This is a genomic window from Natrinema sp. DC36 (assembly GCF_020405225.1).
Taxonomy (GTDB): domain Archaea; phylum Halobacteriota; class Halobacteria; order Halobacteriales; family Natrialbaceae; genus Natrinema.
Map to the genome: position 1 here is coordinate 1,214,383 of NZ_CP084472.1, position 19,988 is coordinate 1,234,370.

Genomic DNA, 19,988 nt, shown 5'->3' on the forward strand with positions numbered 1-19,988 from the left:
AACAGCAGACGATATCCATGAACGAAATCACGTTTGCGGTACTCGGAACGGGTGGCATCGGCCGACGAGCACTCGAAGTGAGCCAGCACAAAGACGCGCTTACGCCCGTCGCGGCGTGTGACCGCCACGGCGTCGCATTCGACTTCGACGGCCTCGACGTCGACGAACTGCTGGCGGCGACGGAGGGCAATATTGACAACGAAGTCGCAACCGACGGTGGCGCAGCCACTGCCGAAGGCGGCGTCAAACAACACGGCGAGGACAGGGGTGTCGTCGCCTCGAGTCAGGCCCGGCCCAGCGAGGATCCGATTCAGGAGATCATCGATCACGGCGACCGGATCGACGCGGTCCTGCTCGCGCTACCGAACTACGAGCACGACTTCATCCCGCGGACGGCCGACCGCTTCGCCGAGGGCGGCTACTCCGGAGTCATGATCGACGTACTCAAGCGCTCGCGCGTGATCGATATGCTCGACGACCGCAGCGATGAGTTCGCCGAGGCCAGCATCACGTTCATCTGCGGTGCGGGCGCGACGCCCGGCCTCCTGACGGGTGCGGCCGCGCTCGCAGCCCAGTCGTTCGTCGAGGTCACGGATGTCGACATCCACTGGGGCGTCGGCCTCAAATCGGGCTACGAGGACAACCGCGGCACCGTCCGGGAAGACATCGCCCACCTCCCCGAGTACGATATCGAGACCGCACGGAACCTCTCCGACGAGGAGATCGAGGCGATCATCGACGACCACGACGGCGTCATCGAGTTCGAAGACATGGAACACGCCGACGACGTCCTGCTCGAGCGCGCCGGCGTCTGCGACGCCGCGGACGTCACCGTCGGCGGGATCCTCGACGTGCGAAACGACGAAAAGCCGACGACGACGACGGTCCGCGTGACCGGCCGAACTTTCGACGGCGAGACGGCGACCAACACGTTCCAGCTCGGCGATGAGACGAGCATGGAGGCCAACGTCAACGGACCCGCGCTGGGCTACCTCAAAGCCGGCGTCCGGCGGAACCGCGCCGGCGAGTACGGCGTCTTCGGTCCCGCCGACCTGATGCCGGGCTTCTGATCGCGAGTGAGATGTCACCCTTTCCCTCGTCGGTTTCGCTCGCGCGGGACCGACGCGAATCCGCAATTTCCGAAACCTGGCGGCTCGAGGCTCGAGCGAGCCCAGCTGCCGCGGAGCGCCGAACCGTGAGAGTGAAACCGTGGCGCTGAGTTCGTTTAGCCGAATGGCCGACCGCGGGTTCGACCTCGAGGACCGACTCGAGACGCTCGAGGCAAACGATTTGAAACGCGCCCTCTCGCCCGTCGATCGGGTCGCCGAGCGAGGCTACTTCGCCGAGCCCTCCGGCGGCGAGTTGCCCGTGCTCGAGGCGGATGAGGCGCTGGTCTTCGCCTCCAACAACTACCTCGGACTGACCGACGACCAGCGCGTCCAGGACGCGGCCCGACAGGCCGCCGCGACCGTCGGCACGGGTGCCGGCGCGAGCCGGCTCGTTACCGGCGACACGATGGTCCATCGCGATCTCGAGCGGTTGCTCGCCGAGACCAAAGGTACTGACCGCGCGCTCGCCTTTTCCTCGGGCTACGCCGCGAACGTCGGGACGATCACCGCGCTCGAGCCGGATGTCGTCTTCTCGGACGAGTTAAACCACGCGAGCATCATCGATGCCTGTCGGCTCGCGGACGCCGAGACGGTCGTCTACGACCACTGCGACGCCGAGAGCCTGCGATCCATGCTCGAGGAGCGAGCCGACCGAGCGACCCGTGACGGTCGCGAGCCGGCCGACGAATCGTGGCTGATCCTCACCGATTCCGTGTTCAGCATGGACGGCACCGTCGCACCGCTGCGGGCGATCTGTGACGCCGCCGAGGCGTTCGGCGCGTGGGTGATGGTCGACGAGGCCCACGCGACCGGGCTGTACGCGGACGGCGGTGGCGTCGTGCAGGCCGAAGGACTCGAGGACAGGGTCCAGATTCAGATGGGGACGCTCTCCAAGGCGCTGGCCAGCCAGGGCGGGTACGTCGCCGGTAGCGCGGAACTGATCGAGTGCCTGTGCAACGACGCGCGCTCGTTCGTTTTCTCGACCGGTCTCGCGCCGCCGGCCGCCGCGGCCGCGAGCGAGGCGCTGCACGTCGCTCGACACGGCGACGCGCGCGAGCGACTCTGGGCGAACGTCGCCCACCTTCGCGACGGCCTCGAGTCGATGGGGTTCGCAGTCCGAGGGGACTCCCAGATCCTCCCGGTGGCCGTCGGCGACCGCGCGGACGCGATGGCTCTCGCCGAGGGGATCCGCGAACGTGACGTCGTCGCGCCGGCCATCCGGCCGCCCACGGTCCCGGAGGGGACCAGTCGGATCCGCGTCGCCCCGATGGCGACCCACGACCGTGACGATATCATCGACTGCCTCGAGGCGTTCCGCGCGGCGGGCGAGGAGGCGGGGCTGCTGTGACCGCGACGAAGCCGATCGCGGTCGTCGGAACCGGGACGGACGTCGGGAAGACGGTTATTACGGCCGGACTCACGCGCCTGCTCCGTGAGGCGGGACACGATGCGCGGGCCATCAAACCCGCCCAGACCGGCCACCCGCCGGACGACGACGCGAGGTTCGTCGCCGCGGCCTGTGGGGATTCCGAGGCCGCAACCTGTCCGCGCTATCTCGAACCGGCGTTGGCACCCAGCGTCGCCGCCGATGTCGCCGACGAGCAACTCGAGTACGAGTCGATCCGGGCGGCGTGCGAGCGCGAGATCGAGGCGACATCGGTCCCGATTGTCGAAGGAATCGGCGGCCTGCGGGTTCCGCTGGCCGGCGATCGTGAGGTGATCGATCTGGTCGCCGACCTCGAGGCCGCGGCGGTCGTCGTCACGCGCTCGGGTCTCGGGACCCTGAACCACACCGCGCTCTCGGTCGACGCCCTCGAGTCTCGCGGAATCGACGTCTGCGGCGTTATCGTCAACGAATACGCCGGCGAGACGATGGCGGAGCGGACGAATCCCGCCGAACTCGAGCGGATGACCGGCTCTCCGGTGGAGACGGTCCCGTCGCTCGACGCGGCTGCGAGCGACGGCGATACTGAACCAGGTACCCTCGCTGCCGGCGTCAGCGATGCACTGTCACCGGCGTTCCGCGATCGGCTCCCGGTAGAAGACTGCTGATCGAACCGTGCGATCAGGCCGACGGTGCCGGTCGCTCCTCGTTGGCCGTCGTGGACTCGTAGTCGGACGAAATATCGGTGCTCGCCCCGTCGAGCTCGACCAGGTAGGAGACCACTTCGGATTTCCGGTGCTCCACCTCGAGGTGGACCCGGAGACCGGTTTTGTCGTCGTACGCTTCCGCACAGAGCGGGCAGCTGTGTGGTTTTGTCACTCGTGGATCACCGTGAGGAACCCTCGTCGCTCACCACCGTAATAGTGTCGATCAATCTATGTATAGATATATTCTCGGCGAATAAAACCGGTTCATCACCATCCGCCACGCTGTCTTTCGTGCTACAGTACTACGTTCGGGCGTCAGAATCGATCTCGCCGGTGGGTGTCGAGAGATGAGCGCTGCTCAGAAGAAGTCATTCAATCCCGACTGATCGTCGTCCGGTTCGTCGTCCGCTGACGCGGGATCCGATGCCGGCTCGGTGTCGGTCCCGTCGTCCGACTCCGTCGCTGCGAGCGCCCGTTGCTCGTTCGACTCGTCGCCGTCGTCTCCGGCCTCGGTATCGGCAGTGGCTGCAGTACTCTCGTCACTCGAGCGCTCGGCCTCGAAGAAGGCGTTACCCGAGTGTTCGACCGCCGCGTCGGCTTTCAGCTCCGCGGCGTCCTCGACGATCGATTGGACCTTGTTGGTGTCCTTCCCGCTGCCGGTGACGAACGAGACCTCCGATTCGTCGAGATCGTAGGCCGCCGCCATCCGAACGGTCAGGTCGCGGTTCTTGCAGTGGTGGGTCATCGCCGAGAGGAAAGGGAGGATGTCCCGGCGGACCGTCGCGACGCTCGCGCCCTCCCGTTCGGCGATACGTTCGGCGATCGAATCGCGGGTGTTCCGCGTTCCTTTGGTGCGGCCGAGTTTCGACCAGTAGCTCGGCGGACCGTATCGGGTCCACCCGCCCTTGTCGCCGCGGCGCGAGGCGGCGACGCCCGCGGTCATGTTGTCGGTCGCGTAGCGCCAGTAGGAGTAGTTCTGCGTGGCGCGCACCCGACCGAGCCACCGGTCGGCGTTCGAGAGGAATCCGTAGGCGTCAGCCAACTCCGCTCCCTCGTAATCCTTTGGAACGTTGTCCTCGATCCAGTTGAGCAGTTCGTCGGGCGTCTCGTCGACGTCGTAGGATGCCCGCAGCGCACCCTCGGCGTCTTTCTCCTTGATGAGTTCGTCGAGGAAGTCGAAGATGCCCTCGGTGGTGTCGCGCTCGCTCGTGACCACGTCGTCGACGGTCAATCGCTCGGCCTCCTCGGCGACCGCCTGCAAGTCGTTGACCGCCGAGCGCAGGTCGCCGCTCGTCGATTCGGCGATCTTTTCGAGCGCCTCCTCCTCGAACTCGACTCCTTCGCGCCGGCAGATGTCCCGCAGGACGGGGACGATCGAGCGCTTCGAAACGTCCCGGAACTCGATCGTCTCGCAGGCGTTGCGCAGCGACTGGCTCATGTCGTAGAACTCGTTGGCCACGAGGACGATCGGCTGGTTCGCGTTTTTGACGACGCGCGTGACCTCTCGAGAGCCGCCGTAGTCGGCGTTGCCGTGAAAGTTGTCCGCCTCGTCGAGGATCACGAGCCGCCGACCCGCCCCGCCGGCGGTGAGCGTCCCGCTCTTGGCGGCCTCGCCGGCGATTTTTTCGATGACGTCGGCCCCCCGGCTGTCGCTGGCGTTGAGCTCCATGACGGGCCAGCCCATATCGTTGGCCAGCGCGTGGGCGGCCGAGGTCTTCCCGACGCCCGGGCTGCCGTGGACGATCACCGACTTGCGGTGGTCGTCCCAGCTCTGGGCCCACTCCTCGAGTTTGTCGCGGGCCTTGTTGTTGCCGCGTACCTCCGACAGCGTCGTCGGGCGGTACGTTTCCGTCCAGTCGGTCATTGGATACCGGTTGGTGCGAGTCGCGTTTAGTGGTTGCGGAGCGTCACTCCTCGCCGACTATTTTCAGGTCAAGACGAGGGGTGACGTCCTCGTACGTGTCGTCGCTCGAGACGATGGAATCTCCATTCGATTCGACGAGGTGAAGTGCGTCGAACGGTGTGAACTCGTGGTCTTCCACGTATGTCGCCGCCGTAATGACCGTCTCCATGTCACCGCGTACCTCGACGAGGTTGGCGGCGTTCGAGACGACGCGCTCGGTATCACGTTCCTCGCGGTAGGCGACCATCAGGAGTTCGATAAGCGTGAACTGTGACGTCCACAACTCATCTCGGTGTTCTTGGTACATCGACTCGGCGGCCTCTCCGAGCCAGTCGTCGTCTTTGATGAGTGCGAGGAGGAAATCCGTTTCCGCGTACATTCAGCGTCCCGCCTCGTCCAGCGCCGCGTCGCGTGCCTCCTTCCGAAGCTCGTCAGCCGTCTTTTCGACATCTTCGAACTCGTCACGGAGCGCCTCGAGCGGGTTCTCTGCGATCGGAATCAACTTGATTCCGTCCTGAAGCTCGACGATATGGTAGTGGTCGCCGTATCGCTCTCGCAGCCCTTTCGGGAGTGTTAGACGACCCCGGTCGTCCAGTGTCGCATCGGACATACGCGAACGTATTGTGGGCAGAAATAAGAATATTCCCCTCACCCAAAGACATACCCATGCATGTCGTCGGACGAACGGCCAATAACGGGTTCATCACATCCGTAGGGATCCGACTATCAAACGGGACAGTCGGGTTCCGAGAGACGATCTGCGCACTGTACCGATGAGCATTGTACCCCACCTCTAAGCGACTGGCCCCGCTGTGTTTCGATGATGGCGGCGTTCATCGACCTCGTCACGCGATCGCTCCGCGAGGAGACGCGAATCGAGTTCGACCGGCGCGTCGACGAGCAGGCCGTCCGTCTCACCGACGCCCTTCGGGCGGGGCGACTCGACAACCCCAGCTTCGGGCTCGGCATCGAACTCGAGGCCTACGTCGTCGACGAGGAAAACCGCCTCGCTCGAGTGCCGGACTCCCTGTTCGAGAGCCGCTGTGAGAAGGAGCTCGGCCGACACAACGTCGAGCTCCACACCGATCCGAACTCGTTCGACGGCGACGGGATCGAAACGCAGGCGGCGACGCTCCGGCGGGACTATCGAGCCGTTCAGCGCGCCGCAGAGCGCGAAGGGCTCGAGATCGTCCTGGATGCGATGTGGACGATTCCGCCGCCGGACGGCAGTGACGACTACCTCACGGCCGTGCGCGAGAGCGAGGGGATGACGATAGCCGACAACATGACGCCGTCGCCGCGATACTGTGCGATCGACAACGACATTCTGGCGCGAGCCGACGGATCGGTCACCCTCTCGGTTCCGGGCGTCGAGCGTGCGTTTCCGTCGATCCTGTTCGAGTCGCTGGCGACCTCGATCCAGCCCCACATCCAGATTCCCGACGTCGAGGCGTTTCCGCCCTACTACAACACCGCGATCCGGACGCTCGGTCCGGTGCTCGCGCTCGCGACGAACTCGCCGCTGCTGCCCCCGGAGCTGTACGAGATCGACGATCCGTCCCGCTTGCTCGAGGAAACGTCTCACGAACTTCGGATTCCGGTGTTCGAGCAATCCGTCAACCACGGATGGGAGAAGGTTCGCTTCCCGAACGGAATACAGCGGGCGGTCGACACCGTCGACCGGCTCGTCGCCGACCGGACGTGTGCGCCGTTTCTCCGCGAGTGGCTCGAAGACGGGGCTCGCGAGACCTTCGCGGACCAGTTCTGGGAACTCGATCACAAGCGGGGAACGTACTGGCGGTGGCTCCGCGCCGTCATCGGCGGGCAACCGGTCGAGCAGGGGGACCACTGGTCGGTTCGCATCGAATACCGACCGCTTCCCACGCAGCCGACCATCGCGGAGAACATCGGCTTCCAGGTCCTGGTTGCGGGGCTCGTCCACGGGCTGTGTACGGCCGACCATCCGCTCTCGAGCCTCGATCACGACATCGCCGAACGAAGCTTTTACGCCGCCGTCGAAGACGGGCTCGACGCCGAGATTGCATGGGTCACTGCGGACGGTGATCGAACGACCGATCTGACTGTAATCTACGACGAGCTCTTCGAGTTCGCTCGCCGCGGCCTCCGCGAGCAGGGAGTTTCGTCGGAAATCATCGAGGACTATGTCGGGCCGATCGAGGCGCGCTGGACCGATCGGACGACTCCAAGTCGATGGAAACTGGCCCGCGTCGCGGACTATCTCGACGCTGGCAAACGATTCGACGACGCCGTGCACGAAATGCAAGCCGACTACATCCGTCGAGCCGCGACCGACGAACCACTCGTCCAGTGGTCATGAACTGGGAGACGACCAGCGCTTCGACCTGGCAAATTGCTTCGGTGCGTGCTGCAAGCGAACACGTCGCAACCGGGTGACGTCTCACTCTCCCTCCGCCCTGTCACTCCCTCCCGTAGACGAGAACGGACCGCTCAGCCGCATCGTCCGCCGATTCGACCCGAACGGGAAACTCGTGATCGTTCGCGATGACGGGCGTTTCGTACCCCGTCGAGAGGACCGTCCGCTCGCCGGCATCGAGCGACACCGAACGCCGTTCGACCAGTTCCGCGCTGGTACCGACGAGGAGTTCGAGGTCCTGCGTGCCGGCGGCCCCACCGGTGTTCTCGACCGTCACGCTCACCTCGAGGAACTCGCCGGAGTCGACGGGCGTGTTCGTCTCGAGCGGGCCGACTTCGAACGTCGCGTCACCGCTGTCGCTGTCATCGCTGCTGCTATCGTCGCCGCCGTCTGGATCGATTTCGCTGAGACACTCGCTGGCACGCGGGTTCTCGTGGGTCGCGGACACTCGCTGGTAGTCCGCCTTCCGTGTCGTCAGCGACGAGAGGACGGTGCCGGTACTGCCGTAGTTCGGTACCTCGACGGCGATCTCGTCGGAACCCGCGCGTACGTTCGACCCGTCCCCGATCTCGAAAACGACCGTTCCCGAGAACGGGGCGTCGACGTCCTCGCCGAAGGTGACGCCGTCCTCGAGGATGGTGTCGCCATACAGGTCATCGTCGGCGTAGAATCCCGTGCTTGCGTAGGCGACGTCGCCGGCCTCGAACGTGCCGGTAACCGTTGCTCGAGAACAGGAGTCGAACGCCACCGTCCGTTCCGTCTCGCCGCTCGAGTCGTCGGTCTCCGTCTCGGAATCGTCGTCCGAACTCTCGTCTCCCGTTTCCGTCTCGCCGTCCGAACTATCGTTCTCCGCGCCGCTGTCAGCTGCCGAACCGTCGGCTCCTCCTTCGGTCCCGTTCGTTTCCGAGCCAGTCCCGGAATCCAGACGGTCGGAGCCGTCGTTCGTTCCGTTCTCTCCGTCCGTTTCGTTGCCGTTCACGTTGAGACAACCCGTTAGTCCAACTCCGAGTCCCGCGGAGGCGATGAGTGTTCGGCGGTCCATAACTGGACCAGTCCGCCCCGCACCATAAAATGTATGAAATATGTTATGTCCGATTACAGTCATCGATCCGGACGTGATGGGGCGGATCGACATCGAGTCTGTTCGGCGCGAAAACCGTGGCCGAGTGGTCAGACGAATCGTTGTAACGGTTCCCCGACGCGACTGCGACCGTCCTGCGGGTGCGCCGAAACCGACTGACAGTAGTCCGTATCAGTCCGAGGACTCCTCGGCCTCCGGGACGGCCTCACTGACGGTTACGCTCGAGACGCGCGTTCCCTCGACGTCGTCGACCGTTACCTCGTAGCCGTCGGCCTGTATCGCGTCGTCGACCTCGGGCGGGCGACCGAGACGGCTCAACACCAGTCCGCCGATGGTGTCGAACGCGTCGCTTTCGAACGTCGTTCCGAGGGTCTCGTTCACCACGTCCAGCGGGACGCTGCCGTCCATCTCGTAGCGGCCGTCGGCGAGTTCCTCGATCGAGGGTTCCATCGACGCCACGTCGAACTCGTCTTGAATCTCGCCGACGACCTCTTCGATAACGTCCTCGATCGTCAGGATCCCCTCGAAGGCACCCCACTCGTCGATGACGACCGCCAACTGGACGTTTTGTCGGCGGAAATCCGCGAGCACCTCGTCGATCCGGCGTGTCTCGGGGACGATGAGGACCTCTCGAGCGAGGTCGCGCGCGGTCGGCTCGTCGGCTGATTCCTCGCCCGCCTGCCCATCGGTTCCGTCCGCGGCTTCGATCGCTTTGAGGACGTCCTTCGCGTGAACGAAGCCGATGACCGGTTCGTCGTCCGCTTCGTCGACGACGGGGAACCGGGTGAAGTTCCCGCTCGCGGCGACGCTCCGGAGTTCCGAGAGGGGCATCCCGGCGCGAACGGTAACGACGTCCGGCCGAGGGACCATCACTTCGCGGGCGATCGTATCACCCAGATCGAAGACGGCCTCGATCATCTCGACCTCGTCCGTGTCGACGGCTCCCTGGTCTCCCGACTGCGAGACGATGCGCATGATCTCTTTTGGCGTATGGCTCTCGTCGCGTTCGGAGGCCGGCGCGACGCCGATGAGTCGCGTGAAGAAGTTCGCCGTCCCGTTGAACACGATGATTCCTGGGAGGAAGATGTAGTAGAAGAACTTCATCGGCGCGGCGACGAGCAGCGCGATCCGCTCGGCGTCAGCGATGGCGAGCGTCTTCGGCGCGAGCTCACCGAAGACGACGTGCAGGAACGTGATGATGCTGAACCCGATCGCGATGGAAACCAGATGAAGCGTGCCGGCGGGAAGCACCGGCCCCAGTACGGGCTCGAGCAGCGAGGCGATGGCCGGTTCACCGACCCACCCCAGTCCCAGCGAGGCGATCGTGATCCCTAACTGGGTGGTCGCGAGGTAATCGTCCAGGTTCTCCTCGGCCTCCTGGACGAGCTTCGCCGACGACCGGCCCTCGTCGACGAGAGTCTGAATCTGCGTCGGCCGAATCCGGACGTACGCGAACTCCGCGGCGACGAAAAAGCCGTTCAGGAAGACCAGAAAGAGAGCGAAGAGGAGCCGCCCGAACGAGAACGCGAGATCCACTTCTACCATCGGCTCCACCCCAGTGGCTGCGAGCGACGCCGTGCCGTCACCGTCGCGTCGGGTCCGTTCTGTGCTCGAGTACCGATTCGATGGGGTCCCACCGTCGACCCGACGGGACGGCGAACGTCGCTCGGCGGCGAGGACGAGACGGTAGTCCCGCCGCCGGTGATTACGACCATACAGTCAGTTGGCACACGAGTCACAAAACCGTGGCGCTGGCGAGCGGCGAGAGCGCGCGATCCACAGCCCACTCGAGCGGTTTTCGGTAATCGCTCGACCGTCCCGACGCTGGCCAGCAGTCGGATCCGTTCGCCGGTCGGGTCCCGGAGCCGATAACTACCCGGAACTCGAAAACGGCCCATGAACGTCGCGATCGTCACCGTCGGCGACGAAATTCTCGCGGGGTCGACCACCAACACCAACGCGTCGTGGCTGGCCGAGCGAATCACCGACCGCGGCAGCAGCGTCGAGCGGATCCTGACGATTCCCGACGACCGCGAACTCATCGCAGAGTACGTCGACCGATGGAGCGACGCGTTCGACGCCGTGATCGTCACCGGCGGCATCGGCGGGACGCCCGACGACGTGACCGTCGAAGCCGTCGCCGACGGCCTCGAGCGGGAGTTCGTCGTCCACGGCGAGATCCGAGAGCGGCTGGTCGAGAAAGCGGCCGCGTTTCGGGATGAGAATCCCGAGATGGTCGAGGAGTACGACCTCCAGCTCGACATCGACGCTGCAGCGTCGATCCCCGAGGGCGCGACGCCGATCGTCGTCGACGAGGGGTGGGCTCCCGGCTGTATCGTCGAGAACGTCTACGTCCTCGCCGGCATCCCCGACGAGATGAAAGCCATGTTCGAATCGGTCGCCGACGAGTTCCAGGGTAATGCAGTGGCCCGCACAATCTACACGCCGGCACCCGAGGGATCGCTCCACGAGGCCCTCGAGGGCGTCACCGAGCGGTTCGACGTCGCGGTCGGGAGCTATCCGCGAAGCGAAAACCGGCCCGGCCGGATCCGCGTCTCGAGTACCGACCTCGAGACGGTCGAGGCGGCGATCGGGTGGCTTCGGGAACACGTCGAGACGACCGAGCCGCCGTCCTCGAGCGAAGGGACGGCGGAGTAGCCGCCTCGAGCGAGGTCTCGGATCGCGATTCGTCGTCTCAGTCCGACCGCCGATCTTCGACGACCCGAACGAGAACGGCGGTCAGTCCGGCGACGGTGAGGACGAACCGCTCGCCGGTCGCCGCGATGGGGAAGATTCGCTCGACGCCCGTCGCCGGCTCGTCGCGGGTCGGATCGAATCCCGTCCTGTAGTGGGTGTTTTCGGTCGTCCCGCGGGCCGTCGACTCGGCGACCGCACTGCCCTCGAGTTCGACGAACGTCTGGACGAGTCCGCGCTGGTCGGTGATGAGCAGCGATCCCGAGAGGTCGTAAAATCGGTCGTGGACCGGCCAGAAGAGGTTGACGCCGTTGAAGAAGGCGTCGAACAGGACGTGCGCGAACAGTAACGCGGCCAGCGTCGTCCACGCGACGCGGTGGCCGCACGTCCCCCACCGGTCCCGGACGGCCGATTCCTCGCGGAGCGTGCCGTCCCACAGCAACAGGGCGGCGGGGACGAGAACGATCCAGACGTTGTGCAACGCCGCGCGATGGGTTCCGGGGGCGACGATGCCGATCAGCGTATCGAGATCGAGGAGGGCACTACACCCCATCACGAACAGGATCACTCGAGTGTCGAACTCGTCGCCGAGCAAGGCGACACCGAGCAATCCCGCGAACGCGACGTGGACGACGGTCGATGGCATATCCCGGCGACTCGAACCGCGGGGGCTTGACTGTTGGGGCGCTCGAGCCGCTATCGTCGTCGGCCGATTGCTGCTATCGCTCGCCGGTCCAGCTGATCGATCGGCGACGCGGGCACTCCTTGCCGACTCCGCTGGCCGAGCGATCGACCCGTCTCCGGTAGCTACTTGGATCGACCGCGTGACCGTCGCATATGAGCGGACGCGGACCGAAACGGGAACTCGCGGAGAAAATCGCCGGGGAGATCACGTTGAGCGAGGATCCCGGGGCCACGCTACGGAAGTGGCGCACCGACTTCAGCGTCTCACAGACAGATCTCGCGGCCGAACTCGACGTCTCGTCGTCGGTCATCTCCGACTACGAGAGCGGCCGCCGGGAGAGTCCCGGCATCGGCGTCGTCGGCCGACTCGTCGAGGGATTGCTCGAGATCGACGAGCAACGCGGCGGCGAGCGTATCAGACAGTACGGTCGGGTCCTCTCAGCGGGCTTCGACAGCGATATCGTCTACGACCTCCGGGAGTACGCCACCTCGCTTCCCCTCACGCGGCTGTACGACGACCTCGAGGCGACCGAAGTGGCCTCGAGCGGCACCGATCAGGTCAGCGGCCACACGGTCATCGACAGCATCGAGGCCATCACCCGCCTCTCGAGCGAGGAGTTCTTTCGGCTCTACGGGCAGAGCACGAGCCGCGTGCTCGTGTTCACCAACGTCACGCGCGGGGAGGGCGTCGGCATCGCCCTCCGGATGATCAACCCGACGCCGAACGCCGTGATCCTCCACGGACTCGAGGAGGAGGACCTCTGGGACCACGCGCGGGAACTCGCGCGAATCGACGGCTACTCGCTGGCCGTCACGTCGGCGCCGCTCGACGACGTGCTCGAGCACCTCGTGACGCTCGAATAGCACCCCTATTCCGTCGTGTGAGCGACTGCTCAGTCGACGATTTCGGGGCGGTCGTCTGGTGTTCTCGAAAGATTGGATAGTCGCTAAAACGGATCCGTTATCGAAGCTTCGTTCAGGCGATCTGATTCTCGTATTCGTCAGCGGCGAGGAGGGCCCCGAGTTCGTCGGGATCGTCGGCCTCGATCTCGAGCATCCAGCCCTCGCCGAAGGGGTCCTCGTTGACGAGTTCGGGGGCGTCGAACAGCTCGTCGTTGATCGCGACGACTTCGCCGCCGACGGGCGCGTAGAGGTCTGAGACCGCTTTGATCGATTCGACGACGCCGAACTCGCTCCCCTGCTCGAGCTCGTCGCCCTCGTCTGGGAGTTCGACGAAGACCACGTCGCCGAGTTCGTCCTGTGCGAAGTCGGAGATGCCCACGCGGACGACGCCGTCGGTCTCGAGCGCCCACTCGTGCGATTCCAGGTACCGTCTATCGTCGGGAACGTCGAAGCTCATTATACTGTGTCGATGAAGGGTGTGGTTTCAACTCTTGCTTTCTTCGATTGGCCGCGGACGACCACCTGCAGCGTCGTCCCCGGTTCGGCGTACTCGACCGGCACGTAGCCGAGGCCGATCGGCCGCTCGAGGGTCGGACTCATCGTCCCGCTGGTGACGGTCCCGATGACGCGACTCTCCGTCGTGGTGATGTCGTAGCCGTGGCGAGGAACGCCGCGATCGATCAACTGGAAGCCGACGAGTCGCTCCTCGACGCCCGCCGCCTCGATCTCCGCCAGGGCGTCTCGGCCGACGAAATCGGTCTCGAGGGCGACGGTAAAGCCGATGCCGGCCTCGTACGGCGTCCGCGGATCGGTGTCCGCGTCGAATTCCTGGCCGGCGAGGAGAAAGCCGGCCTCGATACGGAGCGTGTCGCGCGCGCCGAGCCCGCAGGGTTGGCAGTCCAGCGCCGTCCAGATCTCCTCTGCCGCCGCCCAGGGGACGATCACCTCGAACCCGTCCTCGCCGGTGTAGCCCGTCCGGGCGGTCCAGCAGTCGATCCCGGCGATCGTCGCGTACCGGGCTTCGAACCGCTCGAGGTCGCTCACGGACTCCTCGGTGACGCCCTCGACCAGATCGACGGCGTCCGGGCCCTGTACGGCGAACATCGCGTACTCGTCGGTCCGGTTGTCGACGGTCGCCTCGAGGTCCCACTCGTTGCGGTAGCTACGCCACCGTTCGTGGGTCGTCTCGTCGGTGCCGGCGTTGGGGACGAACAGGTACGTCGCCTGCCCGCCCTCATCGGGGAGTCGATAGACGACGGTGTCGTCGATGATGATCCCGTCCTCGTCGGTGATCGCGGCGTACTGGGAGTCGCCGACCGCGAGTCGGGAGACGTCGTTCGACGTCAGGCGTCGCATCAACTCCGTCGCGTCCGGACCGGTGACGTGGATCTGGCCCATGTGCGAGACGTCGAAGACCCCGACGTCTTCCCGAACGGCGGCGTGCTCGGTCCGAATCGAATCGAACTCGACCGGCATATCCCAGCCGCCAAACTCCGTGAACTTCGCTCCGCGCTCGTCGTGTAACCCACGTAACGGCGGCGTCTGAAGCGGCATACTCGGAATATCTGCCGCGGAGTAGTAATGTCTTTTCGTCGGTCGGACTCGCTGGCGATACCGGTATCGTAGCCACTGACAGTTACTGCACAGCTGATCGCATGACGTCCGCGTGATCTTCGCGCAAATCGTTTCAGCGTCCACTTTCGGTACCAAACGTCCGGTTTGCGAACGCGGGTCACCGCTCGTCGAGGCCGGTCACCCACCTCGTTTTCGTAACCGTTTGTCGTTACAACAGCACGGACTATCGTCTCCGGTTGCCGAAGGTATATGCCTAAAACTAACGTAGATATCGCCGTATGAGTTCTCCGAAACTCGAGCCACGGGCCGATTGGAACCAACTGTACATCGACGGCGAGTGGCGTGACGCCACCGGCGGCGAGACGATTCCCGTGGAGAACCCGGCAAAACAGGAAGTGTTTACGGAAGTACCGGCGGGAACCGAAGACGACGTCGACGCCGCCTACGAGGCGGCCGAGGCCGCCCAGTCCGACTGGGCGGCGACCCCTCGAGAGGAGCGCAACGAGATCGTCCAGAACCTGCTGGACGAACTCAACGCGCGCTTCGAGGAGATCGCCGGCCTACTCGCGACGGAGGCCGGCACCCCGGGCTACCGCGCGATGGGCGAGTTCGCGACCGCGACCGGCGACGTGGAGATGGCGCTGGAGCTCGAGCCGCCAGCGGAGGAGGTCCGGCCGTCCTCGTCGATCGAGGACAAGGACAATCACATCGTCCACGAACCCGTCGGCGTCGTCGGTATCATCTCGCCGTGGAACTTCCCGCTGCACCTCTCGCTTCGGGCCCTCGCACCCGCGATCGCGCTGGGTAACACCGTCGTCCTGAAGCCGGCGACGGACACCCCGATTACCGGCGGGCTGCTCATCGCGAAGCTCTGCGAGGCCGCCGGCGTTCCCGACGGCGTCGTCAACGTCGTCACCGGCCGCGGCTCGGCGATCGGCGATCGGATGACCGGCCACCCGACGCCGCGCGTCATCTCCTTTACCGGCTCGACGGCCGTCGGCAAAGGCGTCGCCGAAAACGCCGGCGAGAGCCTCGCGCTGCCCGCCCTCGAGCTCGGCGGTAACGCGCCGTTCGTCGTCACCGACGAGGCCGACCTCGAGCGGGCCGCACGCGCCGGCGCGTTCGGCTCGTTCTTCCATCAGGGACAGGTCTGTATCTCGATCAACCGCCACCTCGTTCACGAGTCGCTGTACGACGAGTACGTCGACCTGCTCGCCGACCACGCGGAGTCGCTCGTGATCGGTGATCCCTCCGAGAACGAAGACGTGACGTTCGGCCCGGTCCAGAACGAGACCCAGCGCGACGAGCTGGTCGAGTTCATCGACGGGACGCTCGAGGCGGGTGCCACCCTCGAGACGGGCGGCGAGGCCGACGGCCTGTTCGTCGAGCCGACCGTCCTCTCGGACTGTACGAACGACATGCCGACGGCGTGCAACGAGCACTTCGGTCCCGTCGCACCCGTGATTCCGTTCTCGGACGACGAGGAGGCCATCGAACTGGCCAACGACACCGAGTACGGCCTCTCGGCCTCGGTCTTCTGCGAGGACGTGGATCGCGCCCGCGATCTCGCCGATCGAATCGAGGCGGGCATGGTCCACATCAACGATCAGCCGATCAACGAGGACCACAACGCCCCCTTCGGCGGAGTCAAGCAATCGGGTCTCGGCCGGTACCACGGCGAGTGGATCGTCCGGGAACTCACCGAGCCGAAGTGGATCTCGGTCCAGGGCGAGGAACGGGACTACTTCGTCTTCGAGTGATCGAACGATAGCGAGCGGTGCAAGGCCGAACAGAGTGAGGCCTCGAAAGCGAACGGTGACCAACGGGAACCGTGAGGAGTGATTGAATCGGCTGGGGAGGATGTAGTCCTCACCGGTAACGCGATAGCAGAACGCTTCGTTCCCATCCCCTTTCCGTCAGAGATTCCGTTCGAAGATCCACACGGCGTTTCGTCACATCTATCTCACGGCCGCGGAAAACACGGGTATGTTCGACCGCGTTCGCGCCCGATTCGCCCGTTCCGGCGACCGACAGCCCCCTACCGAGCCGTCGGTGGGCCTCTTCGTCGACGGGCCGAACGTCTTCCGCGACGAGTTCGACGTCGATCTCGACGACCTGCGGGACGCGGCCCGCGAACTCGGCCGCGTCGGCGTCATCCGACTCTATCTCGACGAGCACGCTACTCCTGGCCTCATTCAGGCCGCCGAAGCCCGCGGCTTCGAAGTGATCGTCACCAGCGGCGACGTCGACGTCAAACTCGCCGTCGACGCGACCGCGCTCGCGGGCGACGGCACCATCGATCGGCTCGCCATCGCCTCGAGAGATACCGACTTCAAACCCGTCCTCGAGTACGCGGGCACCGTCGGCGTAGAGACGATCGCGATCGCGCCGGGGACGCACGGCCGCTCCGACGCGCTTCGGAACGCGGCCGACGAAGCGGTCACGCTCGAGCCGTGAGACGACTCTCGAATCGCTGAAAACGAAGTCTCCCGCGGATTTTGCGATGAGCTACCCGTCGTAGGAGCTCTCGCCGACGACCTCGACGAACTCGCCGCGACCGCTCGCGGCAGCCTCGTCGAACTCCGTGACGCGGACCCGCACTTGCTTCTCGACGCAGTCCGGCCCGGCACCCTCGACGATCAGTTCGGTGTCGCCGATGTAGGCGCGGCCCGACGTGCCGTTCGACTCCGCGATGAAGACATCGATTTCGCTTCCCTGCTCGAGGGCGGGCCGCGACGTGCGGAACCGCCAGCCTTTGAAGTACTTTCCGAGGAGGCTCATACGCGAGCCACCTCCTCGGTCTCGCGGTCGGTCACGTACTCGCGGCCGAAGCCGGTCAGCGCGGCGACGACGAAGACGGCGACCAACAGCCATCCTTGAAAGACGTACGGGACGACGTCGATCGGCGTAACGATCATCGACTGCTCGAACCACTCGTAGTCACCGGGCAGTTGTTGCATCGCACCGTAGGCGGCGAGGACGCCGCCGGACCACGGGAAGATGTAGCCCATGGCGGCGGTCTGGCCGTCCAAGATGTTCGCCCGGCGGTAGCCGTTCAGGTTGAACCGCTCGCCGATCTTCGAAATGTAAGGTCCGATCGCGACCTCGGCGGCGGTGTTGATCGTGATGATCGCGTTGATCAGCGCCGCGGTGCCGACCATCGTGAGTTCGGCGTTACGGACGTTCGTCGCGAGGTTTTCGATGGACCACTCGAGAAGCACCTCGAACGCGCCGCCGCGGATCATGATCTGGGCCGCGCCGATGATCAGGAGGACGAGGATCGATAGCTCGAGGAATCCCGCCACGCCGTCCATCAGGCTCCCGCCGACGCCGACCGCGTCGGGATCCTCGACGATCGTGAGGATCGGCAGGGACTCGAGCGGCTGGGCCAGCGGCGCGTCCTCGGGCGCGTTGAACATGACGATCTCGCCGAGGCCCGCCAGACCGAAGACGAGGTTGAAGGCGATCGCGATGACGATCCCCCACGAGATCGCCTCGACGATGTGGCGGCCGGCGACGGCCGCACCGATCACGGCCAGCATCGAGATCACGTGGACGAGGCCGAGGGCCTCGCTGCTCTCGAGGAAGATCTCTTGGGCCTCCGCGCCGATCTCGAGGCCCCCCATCATCCCGCCGGCGACGACGTAGCCGACGAAGGCGATGACGGCGGCGACGATGACGTACTTGAACCGCGAGGCGACGACGCCGCCGATGTCGGCGTCCTGCGTGACGGCACTGACGATCGTCGTGTCGCTGACGGGCGCGAGGTTGTCGCCGAAGATCGCCCCCGAGAGGATCGCGCCGAACAGCAAGATGGGGTTCGCACCGAGCAAGACGCCGGCCGGGAAGAAGAGGCCGACGAAGGCGACGCTCGAGCCGTACCCCGTCCCGATCCCCGTCGTGAAGACGGCGGCGAGGACGAACGTGATCGCCGGGAACAGCGCCGCGCCGACGCCGGCGGAGTCGGCCAGCCAGACCAGCCCGCCGACGAAGCCGCCGTCCTGCAGGAGTTGGGCGAACATGCCGGCCCAGATCCACGCCACGATCGCCGTCACCGCGACGGGCTGGGTCATCCCCTCGAAGATCGTGTTGGCGTAGGACTGCCAGTTCCCCCGAACGAAGAACATCCCGAGGATCAGTCCGACCAGGATGCCGACGATGAGACCGCCGGTATCGCCGATTCGCCAGAGTGCGGTCTGAACGATGGCCCAGAGGATGAAAAACGCGATCGGGAACGCGCTCATCCCGCGGCCGCCGTAGAACTCGACCGTCGGACCGCTCTCGGTCTCGCCGCCGATGAACTGGTCGGCCGGACCCTCGTCGGACGGCGACTCTCCGTTCGCACTCATACTCGATCACTCATACTGTGACACATTCTCATTATTTGGATGGGTCATAATAACTATTGTTGACAGAATCGTCCAATTCGACGGTCGATCAGTATCAATCCTTTACTCAGTACGGCCGAAGGTTGTGATTTACCTGTCGAATTTCGATCGAATTCCACTCGGATCTCGATGGGTCATCGATCGATCTTTCAGTGGCCGTCGCGCGACCACCGCTACACTCCGCGGAAGTCGGAGATTTTTCCAGCGCGGACCGCCCAGTAGCGTCTATGATCGACGAGACGCCGGTCCTGGACGACCACCTCCATCTCGATCCGGACAACCACCGCGGTATCGACGCCGTTCGCGACTTCGCCCGCCTCGGCGGCACCCACCTGCTCGTGGTGAACAAACCCTCCTGGCATCTCGGCGTCGAGGCCGAGACCGGCGAGGACTTCCGCGAGGTCTTCGAGCGCACCGTCGAAATCGTCGACGAGGCCTCGAGCGAACTCGCGGGCCGAGCGTGGCCCGTCCTCGGCGTTCACCCCGGCCTCGTTTCGCGGCTGGTCGATGAGCGCGGGTTCGCGCCCGAGGACGCTCGCGACCTCATGCAGGCCGGGATCGACGTCGCGGCCGAGTACGTCGAGTCGGGTGAGGCGCTGGCGCTGAAATCCGGCCGGCCACACTACGAGGTCGACGACGACGTCTGGGACGCCTCGAACGAGGTCATGCGCCGCGCGTTCGAGCACGGAGCCGACCTCGAGTGTGCCGTCCAGCTCCACGCCGAGGCCAGCGAGGACATGACCGCGGTCGCGGAGTGGGCCGAAGCCGCCGGCATGCCGGCCCACCGCGTCGTCAAACACTACGCGGGCGGCCGCCTCGAGGGGCCGACGCCGAGCGTGATGAGCGAGAAGGATCGCCTCGAGACCGCGGCCGAGCGCGGCGAGCCGTTCCTGATGGAAACCGACTACATCGACGACCCGGACCGGCCGGGAGCGGTGCTCGGACCCAAGACGGTCCCGCGGCGGGTTCGGTGGTTGCTCGAGAACGGTCACGATACCGCGGTTCGGATCGCCCACGTCGAGACGCCGAAGCGAGTCTACGGGATCGACACGGAAGCGACGCTCGAGCGAACGGAGTAATCGCTGATTACGTTTCGATCGTTCGGGGAACTAACAGCAGTAAACGTCGTATCTGGACCACTAAAGCGGCTGTAGGCGGGTATTGC

Annotated in this window: 21 protein-coding genes; 9 read left to right on the forward strand and 12 right to left on the reverse strand. The window is 65.4% G+C overall.

Annotated features, from left to right (window positions below; genetic code table 11):
• Window positions 1-17: 17 nt before the first annotated feature.
• The 3 genes from LDH74_RS06620 to bioD all read left to right on the forward strand — a co-directional run bounded on the left by LDH74_RS06620 (window position 18) and on the right by bioD (window position 3,161).
• A complete protein-coding gene (locus LDH74_RS06620; protein ID WP_226041727.1) occupies window positions 18-1,070 on the forward strand; it encodes a transcriptional regulator in 1,053 nt (350 codons plus the stop codon).
• 163 nt (window positions 1,071-1,233) lie between these two features.
• Window positions 1,234-2,457: an 8-amino-7-oxononanoate synthase gene (locus LDH74_RS06625; RefSeq protein WP_226041728.1), complete on the forward strand. Its 1,224-nt coding sequence runs from the start codon at window positions 1,234-1,236 to the stop codon at window positions 2,455-2,457.
• A complete protein-coding gene (gene bioD, locus LDH74_RS06630; protein ID WP_226041729.1) occupies window positions 2,454-3,161 on the forward strand; it encodes a dethiobiotin synthase in 708 nt (235 codons plus the stop codon). Before LDH74_RS06625 ends, bioD begins: the two co-directional genes overlap by 4 nt.
• Window positions 3,162-3,174: 13 nt before the next feature.
• On the opposite strand, the gene LDH74_RS06635 is transcribed toward bioD, so the two are convergent.
• From LDH74_RS06635 to LDH74_RS06650, 4 genes are all read right to left on the reverse strand, one after another.
• The gene (locus LDH74_RS06635) at window positions 3,175-3,372 is read right to left on the reverse strand and encodes a hypothetical protein (RefSeq protein ID WP_226041730.1); all 198 of its coding nucleotides are present in this window, start codon (window positions 3,370-3,372) and stop codon (window positions 3,175-3,177) included.
• Window positions 3,373-3,558: 186 nt separating this feature from the next.
• The gene (locus LDH74_RS06640) at window positions 3,559-5,064 is read right to left on the reverse strand and encodes a replication factor C large subunit (RefSeq protein ID WP_226041731.1); all 1,506 of its coding nucleotides are present in this window, start codon (window positions 5,062-5,064) and stop codon (window positions 3,559-3,561) included.
• Between the two features lie 43 nt (window positions 5,065-5,107).
• On the reverse strand, window positions 5,108-5,482 hold the full coding sequence (locus tag LDH74_RS06645; RefSeq protein ID WP_226041732.1) for a PIN domain-containing protein: 375 nt from the start codon (window positions 5,480-5,482) through the stop codon (window positions 5,108-5,110).
• Window positions 5,483-5,713 (reverse strand): AbrB/MazE/SpoVT family DNA-binding domain-containing protein, encoded by a 231-nt coding sequence (locus LDH74_RS06650; protein WP_226041733.1) that lies wholly within the window; start codon window positions 5,711-5,713, stop codon window positions 5,483-5,485.
• Window positions 5,714-5,926: 213 nt separating this feature from the next.
• Between LDH74_RS06650 and LDH74_RS06655 the strand changes: the two genes are divergently transcribed.
• Entirely contained in the window at window positions 5,927-7,441 is a 1,515-nt protein-coding gene (locus LDH74_RS06655) for a hypothetical protein (RefSeq protein WP_226041734.1), read from the forward strand.
• A gap of 100 nt (window positions 7,442-7,541) precedes the next feature.
• Here the strand turns inward: LDH74_RS06655 and LDH74_RS06660 are convergent, their stop codons facing one another.
• From LDH74_RS06660 to LDH74_RS06670, 3 genes are all read right to left on the reverse strand, one after another.
• Entirely contained in the window at window positions 7,542-8,540 is a 999-nt protein-coding gene (locus LDH74_RS06660) for a hypothetical protein (RefSeq protein ID WP_226041735.1), read from the reverse strand.
• A 210-nt stretch (window positions 8,541-8,750) separates the two neighbouring features.
• Window positions 8,751-10,124 carry a hemolysin family protein gene (locus LDH74_RS06665; RefSeq protein WP_226041736.1) on the reverse strand — a complete coding sequence of 458 codons (1,374 nt, stop codon included), beginning with the start codon at window positions 10,122-10,124 and terminating at the stop codon, window positions 8,751-8,753.
• The gene (locus LDH74_RS06670; protein WP_226041737.1) at window positions 10,118-10,294 is read right to left on the reverse strand and encodes a hypothetical protein; all 177 of its coding nucleotides are present in this window, start codon (window positions 10,292-10,294) and stop codon (window positions 10,118-10,120) included. Before LDH74_RS06670 ends, LDH74_RS06665 begins: the two co-directional genes overlap by 7 nt.
• 181 nt (window positions 10,295-10,475) lie before the next feature.
• On the opposite strand from LDH74_RS06670, the gene LDH74_RS06675 reads away from it, so the two are divergent.
• Complete coding sequence (locus tag LDH74_RS06675) at window positions 10,476-11,237, forward strand: competence/damage-inducible protein A (RefSeq protein WP_226041738.1); 762 nt, start codon at window positions 10,476-10,478, stop codon at window positions 11,235-11,237.
• A 37-nt stretch (window positions 11,238-11,274) separates the two neighbouring features.
• Here the strand turns inward: LDH74_RS06675 and LDH74_RS06680 are convergent, their stop codons facing one another.
• Window positions 11,275-11,919 carry a metal-dependent hydrolase gene (locus LDH74_RS06680; protein ID WP_226041739.1) on the reverse strand — a complete coding sequence of 215 codons (645 nt, stop codon included), beginning with the start codon at window positions 11,917-11,919 and terminating at the stop codon, window positions 11,275-11,277.
• 191 nt (window positions 11,920-12,110) lie between these two features.
• Here LDH74_RS06680 and LDH74_RS06685 point away from each other — a divergent pair, with 191 nt between their 5' ends.
• The gene (locus LDH74_RS06685; RefSeq protein ID WP_098726969.1) at window positions 12,111-12,821 is read left to right on the forward strand and encodes a helix-turn-helix domain-containing protein; all 711 of its coding nucleotides are present in this window, start codon (window positions 12,111-12,113) and stop codon (window positions 12,819-12,821) included.
• A 112-nt stretch (window positions 12,822-12,933) separates the two neighbouring features.
• Here the strand turns inward: LDH74_RS06685 and gcvH are convergent, their stop codons facing one another.
• Window positions 12,934-13,317: a glycine cleavage system protein GcvH gene (gcvH, locus tag LDH74_RS06690; protein ID WP_226041740.1), complete on the reverse strand. Its 384-nt coding sequence runs from the start codon at window positions 13,315-13,317 to the stop codon at window positions 12,934-12,936.
• Window positions 13,317-14,414 carry a glycine cleavage system aminomethyltransferase GcvT gene (gene gcvT, locus LDH74_RS06695; protein ID WP_226041741.1) on the reverse strand — a complete coding sequence of 366 codons (1,098 nt, stop codon included), beginning with the start codon at window positions 14,412-14,414 and terminating at the stop codon, window positions 13,317-13,319. The genes gcvH and gcvT overlap by 1 nt, the downstream gene beginning before the upstream one ends.
• 299 nt (window positions 14,415-14,713) lie before the next feature.
• On the opposite strand from gcvT, the gene LDH74_RS06700 reads away from it, so the two are divergent.
• Window positions 14,714-16,195 (forward strand): aldehyde dehydrogenase family protein, encoded by a 1,482-nt coding sequence (locus LDH74_RS06700; RefSeq protein WP_226041742.1) that lies wholly within the window; start codon window positions 14,714-14,716, stop codon window positions 16,193-16,195.
• 226 nt (window positions 16,196-16,421) lie between these two features.
• On the forward strand, window positions 16,422-16,892 hold the full coding sequence (locus LDH74_RS06705; RefSeq protein WP_226041743.1) for an NYN domain-containing protein: 471 nt from the start codon (window positions 16,422-16,424) through the stop codon (window positions 16,890-16,892).
• 51 nt (window positions 16,893-16,943) lie between these two features.
• On the opposite strand, the gene LDH74_RS06710 is transcribed toward LDH74_RS06705, so the two are convergent.
• Window positions 16,944-17,216 (reverse strand): TRAM domain-containing protein, encoded by a 273-nt coding sequence (locus tag LDH74_RS06710; protein WP_226041744.1) that lies wholly within the window; start codon window positions 17,214-17,216, stop codon window positions 16,944-16,946.
• Window positions 17,213-18,784 (reverse strand): Na+/H+ antiporter NhaC family protein, encoded by a 1,572-nt coding sequence (locus LDH74_RS06715; RefSeq protein ID WP_226041745.1) that lies wholly within the window; start codon window positions 18,782-18,784, stop codon window positions 17,213-17,215. Before LDH74_RS06715 ends, LDH74_RS06710 begins: the two co-directional genes overlap by 4 nt.
• Window positions 18,785-19,050: 266 nt before the next feature.
• On the opposite strand from LDH74_RS06715, the gene LDH74_RS06720 reads away from it, so the two are divergent.
• A complete protein-coding gene (locus LDH74_RS06720; protein WP_226041746.1) occupies window positions 19,051-19,902 on the forward strand; it encodes a TatD family hydrolase in 852 nt (283 codons plus the stop codon).
• Window positions 19,903-19,988 lie beyond the last annotated feature (86 nt).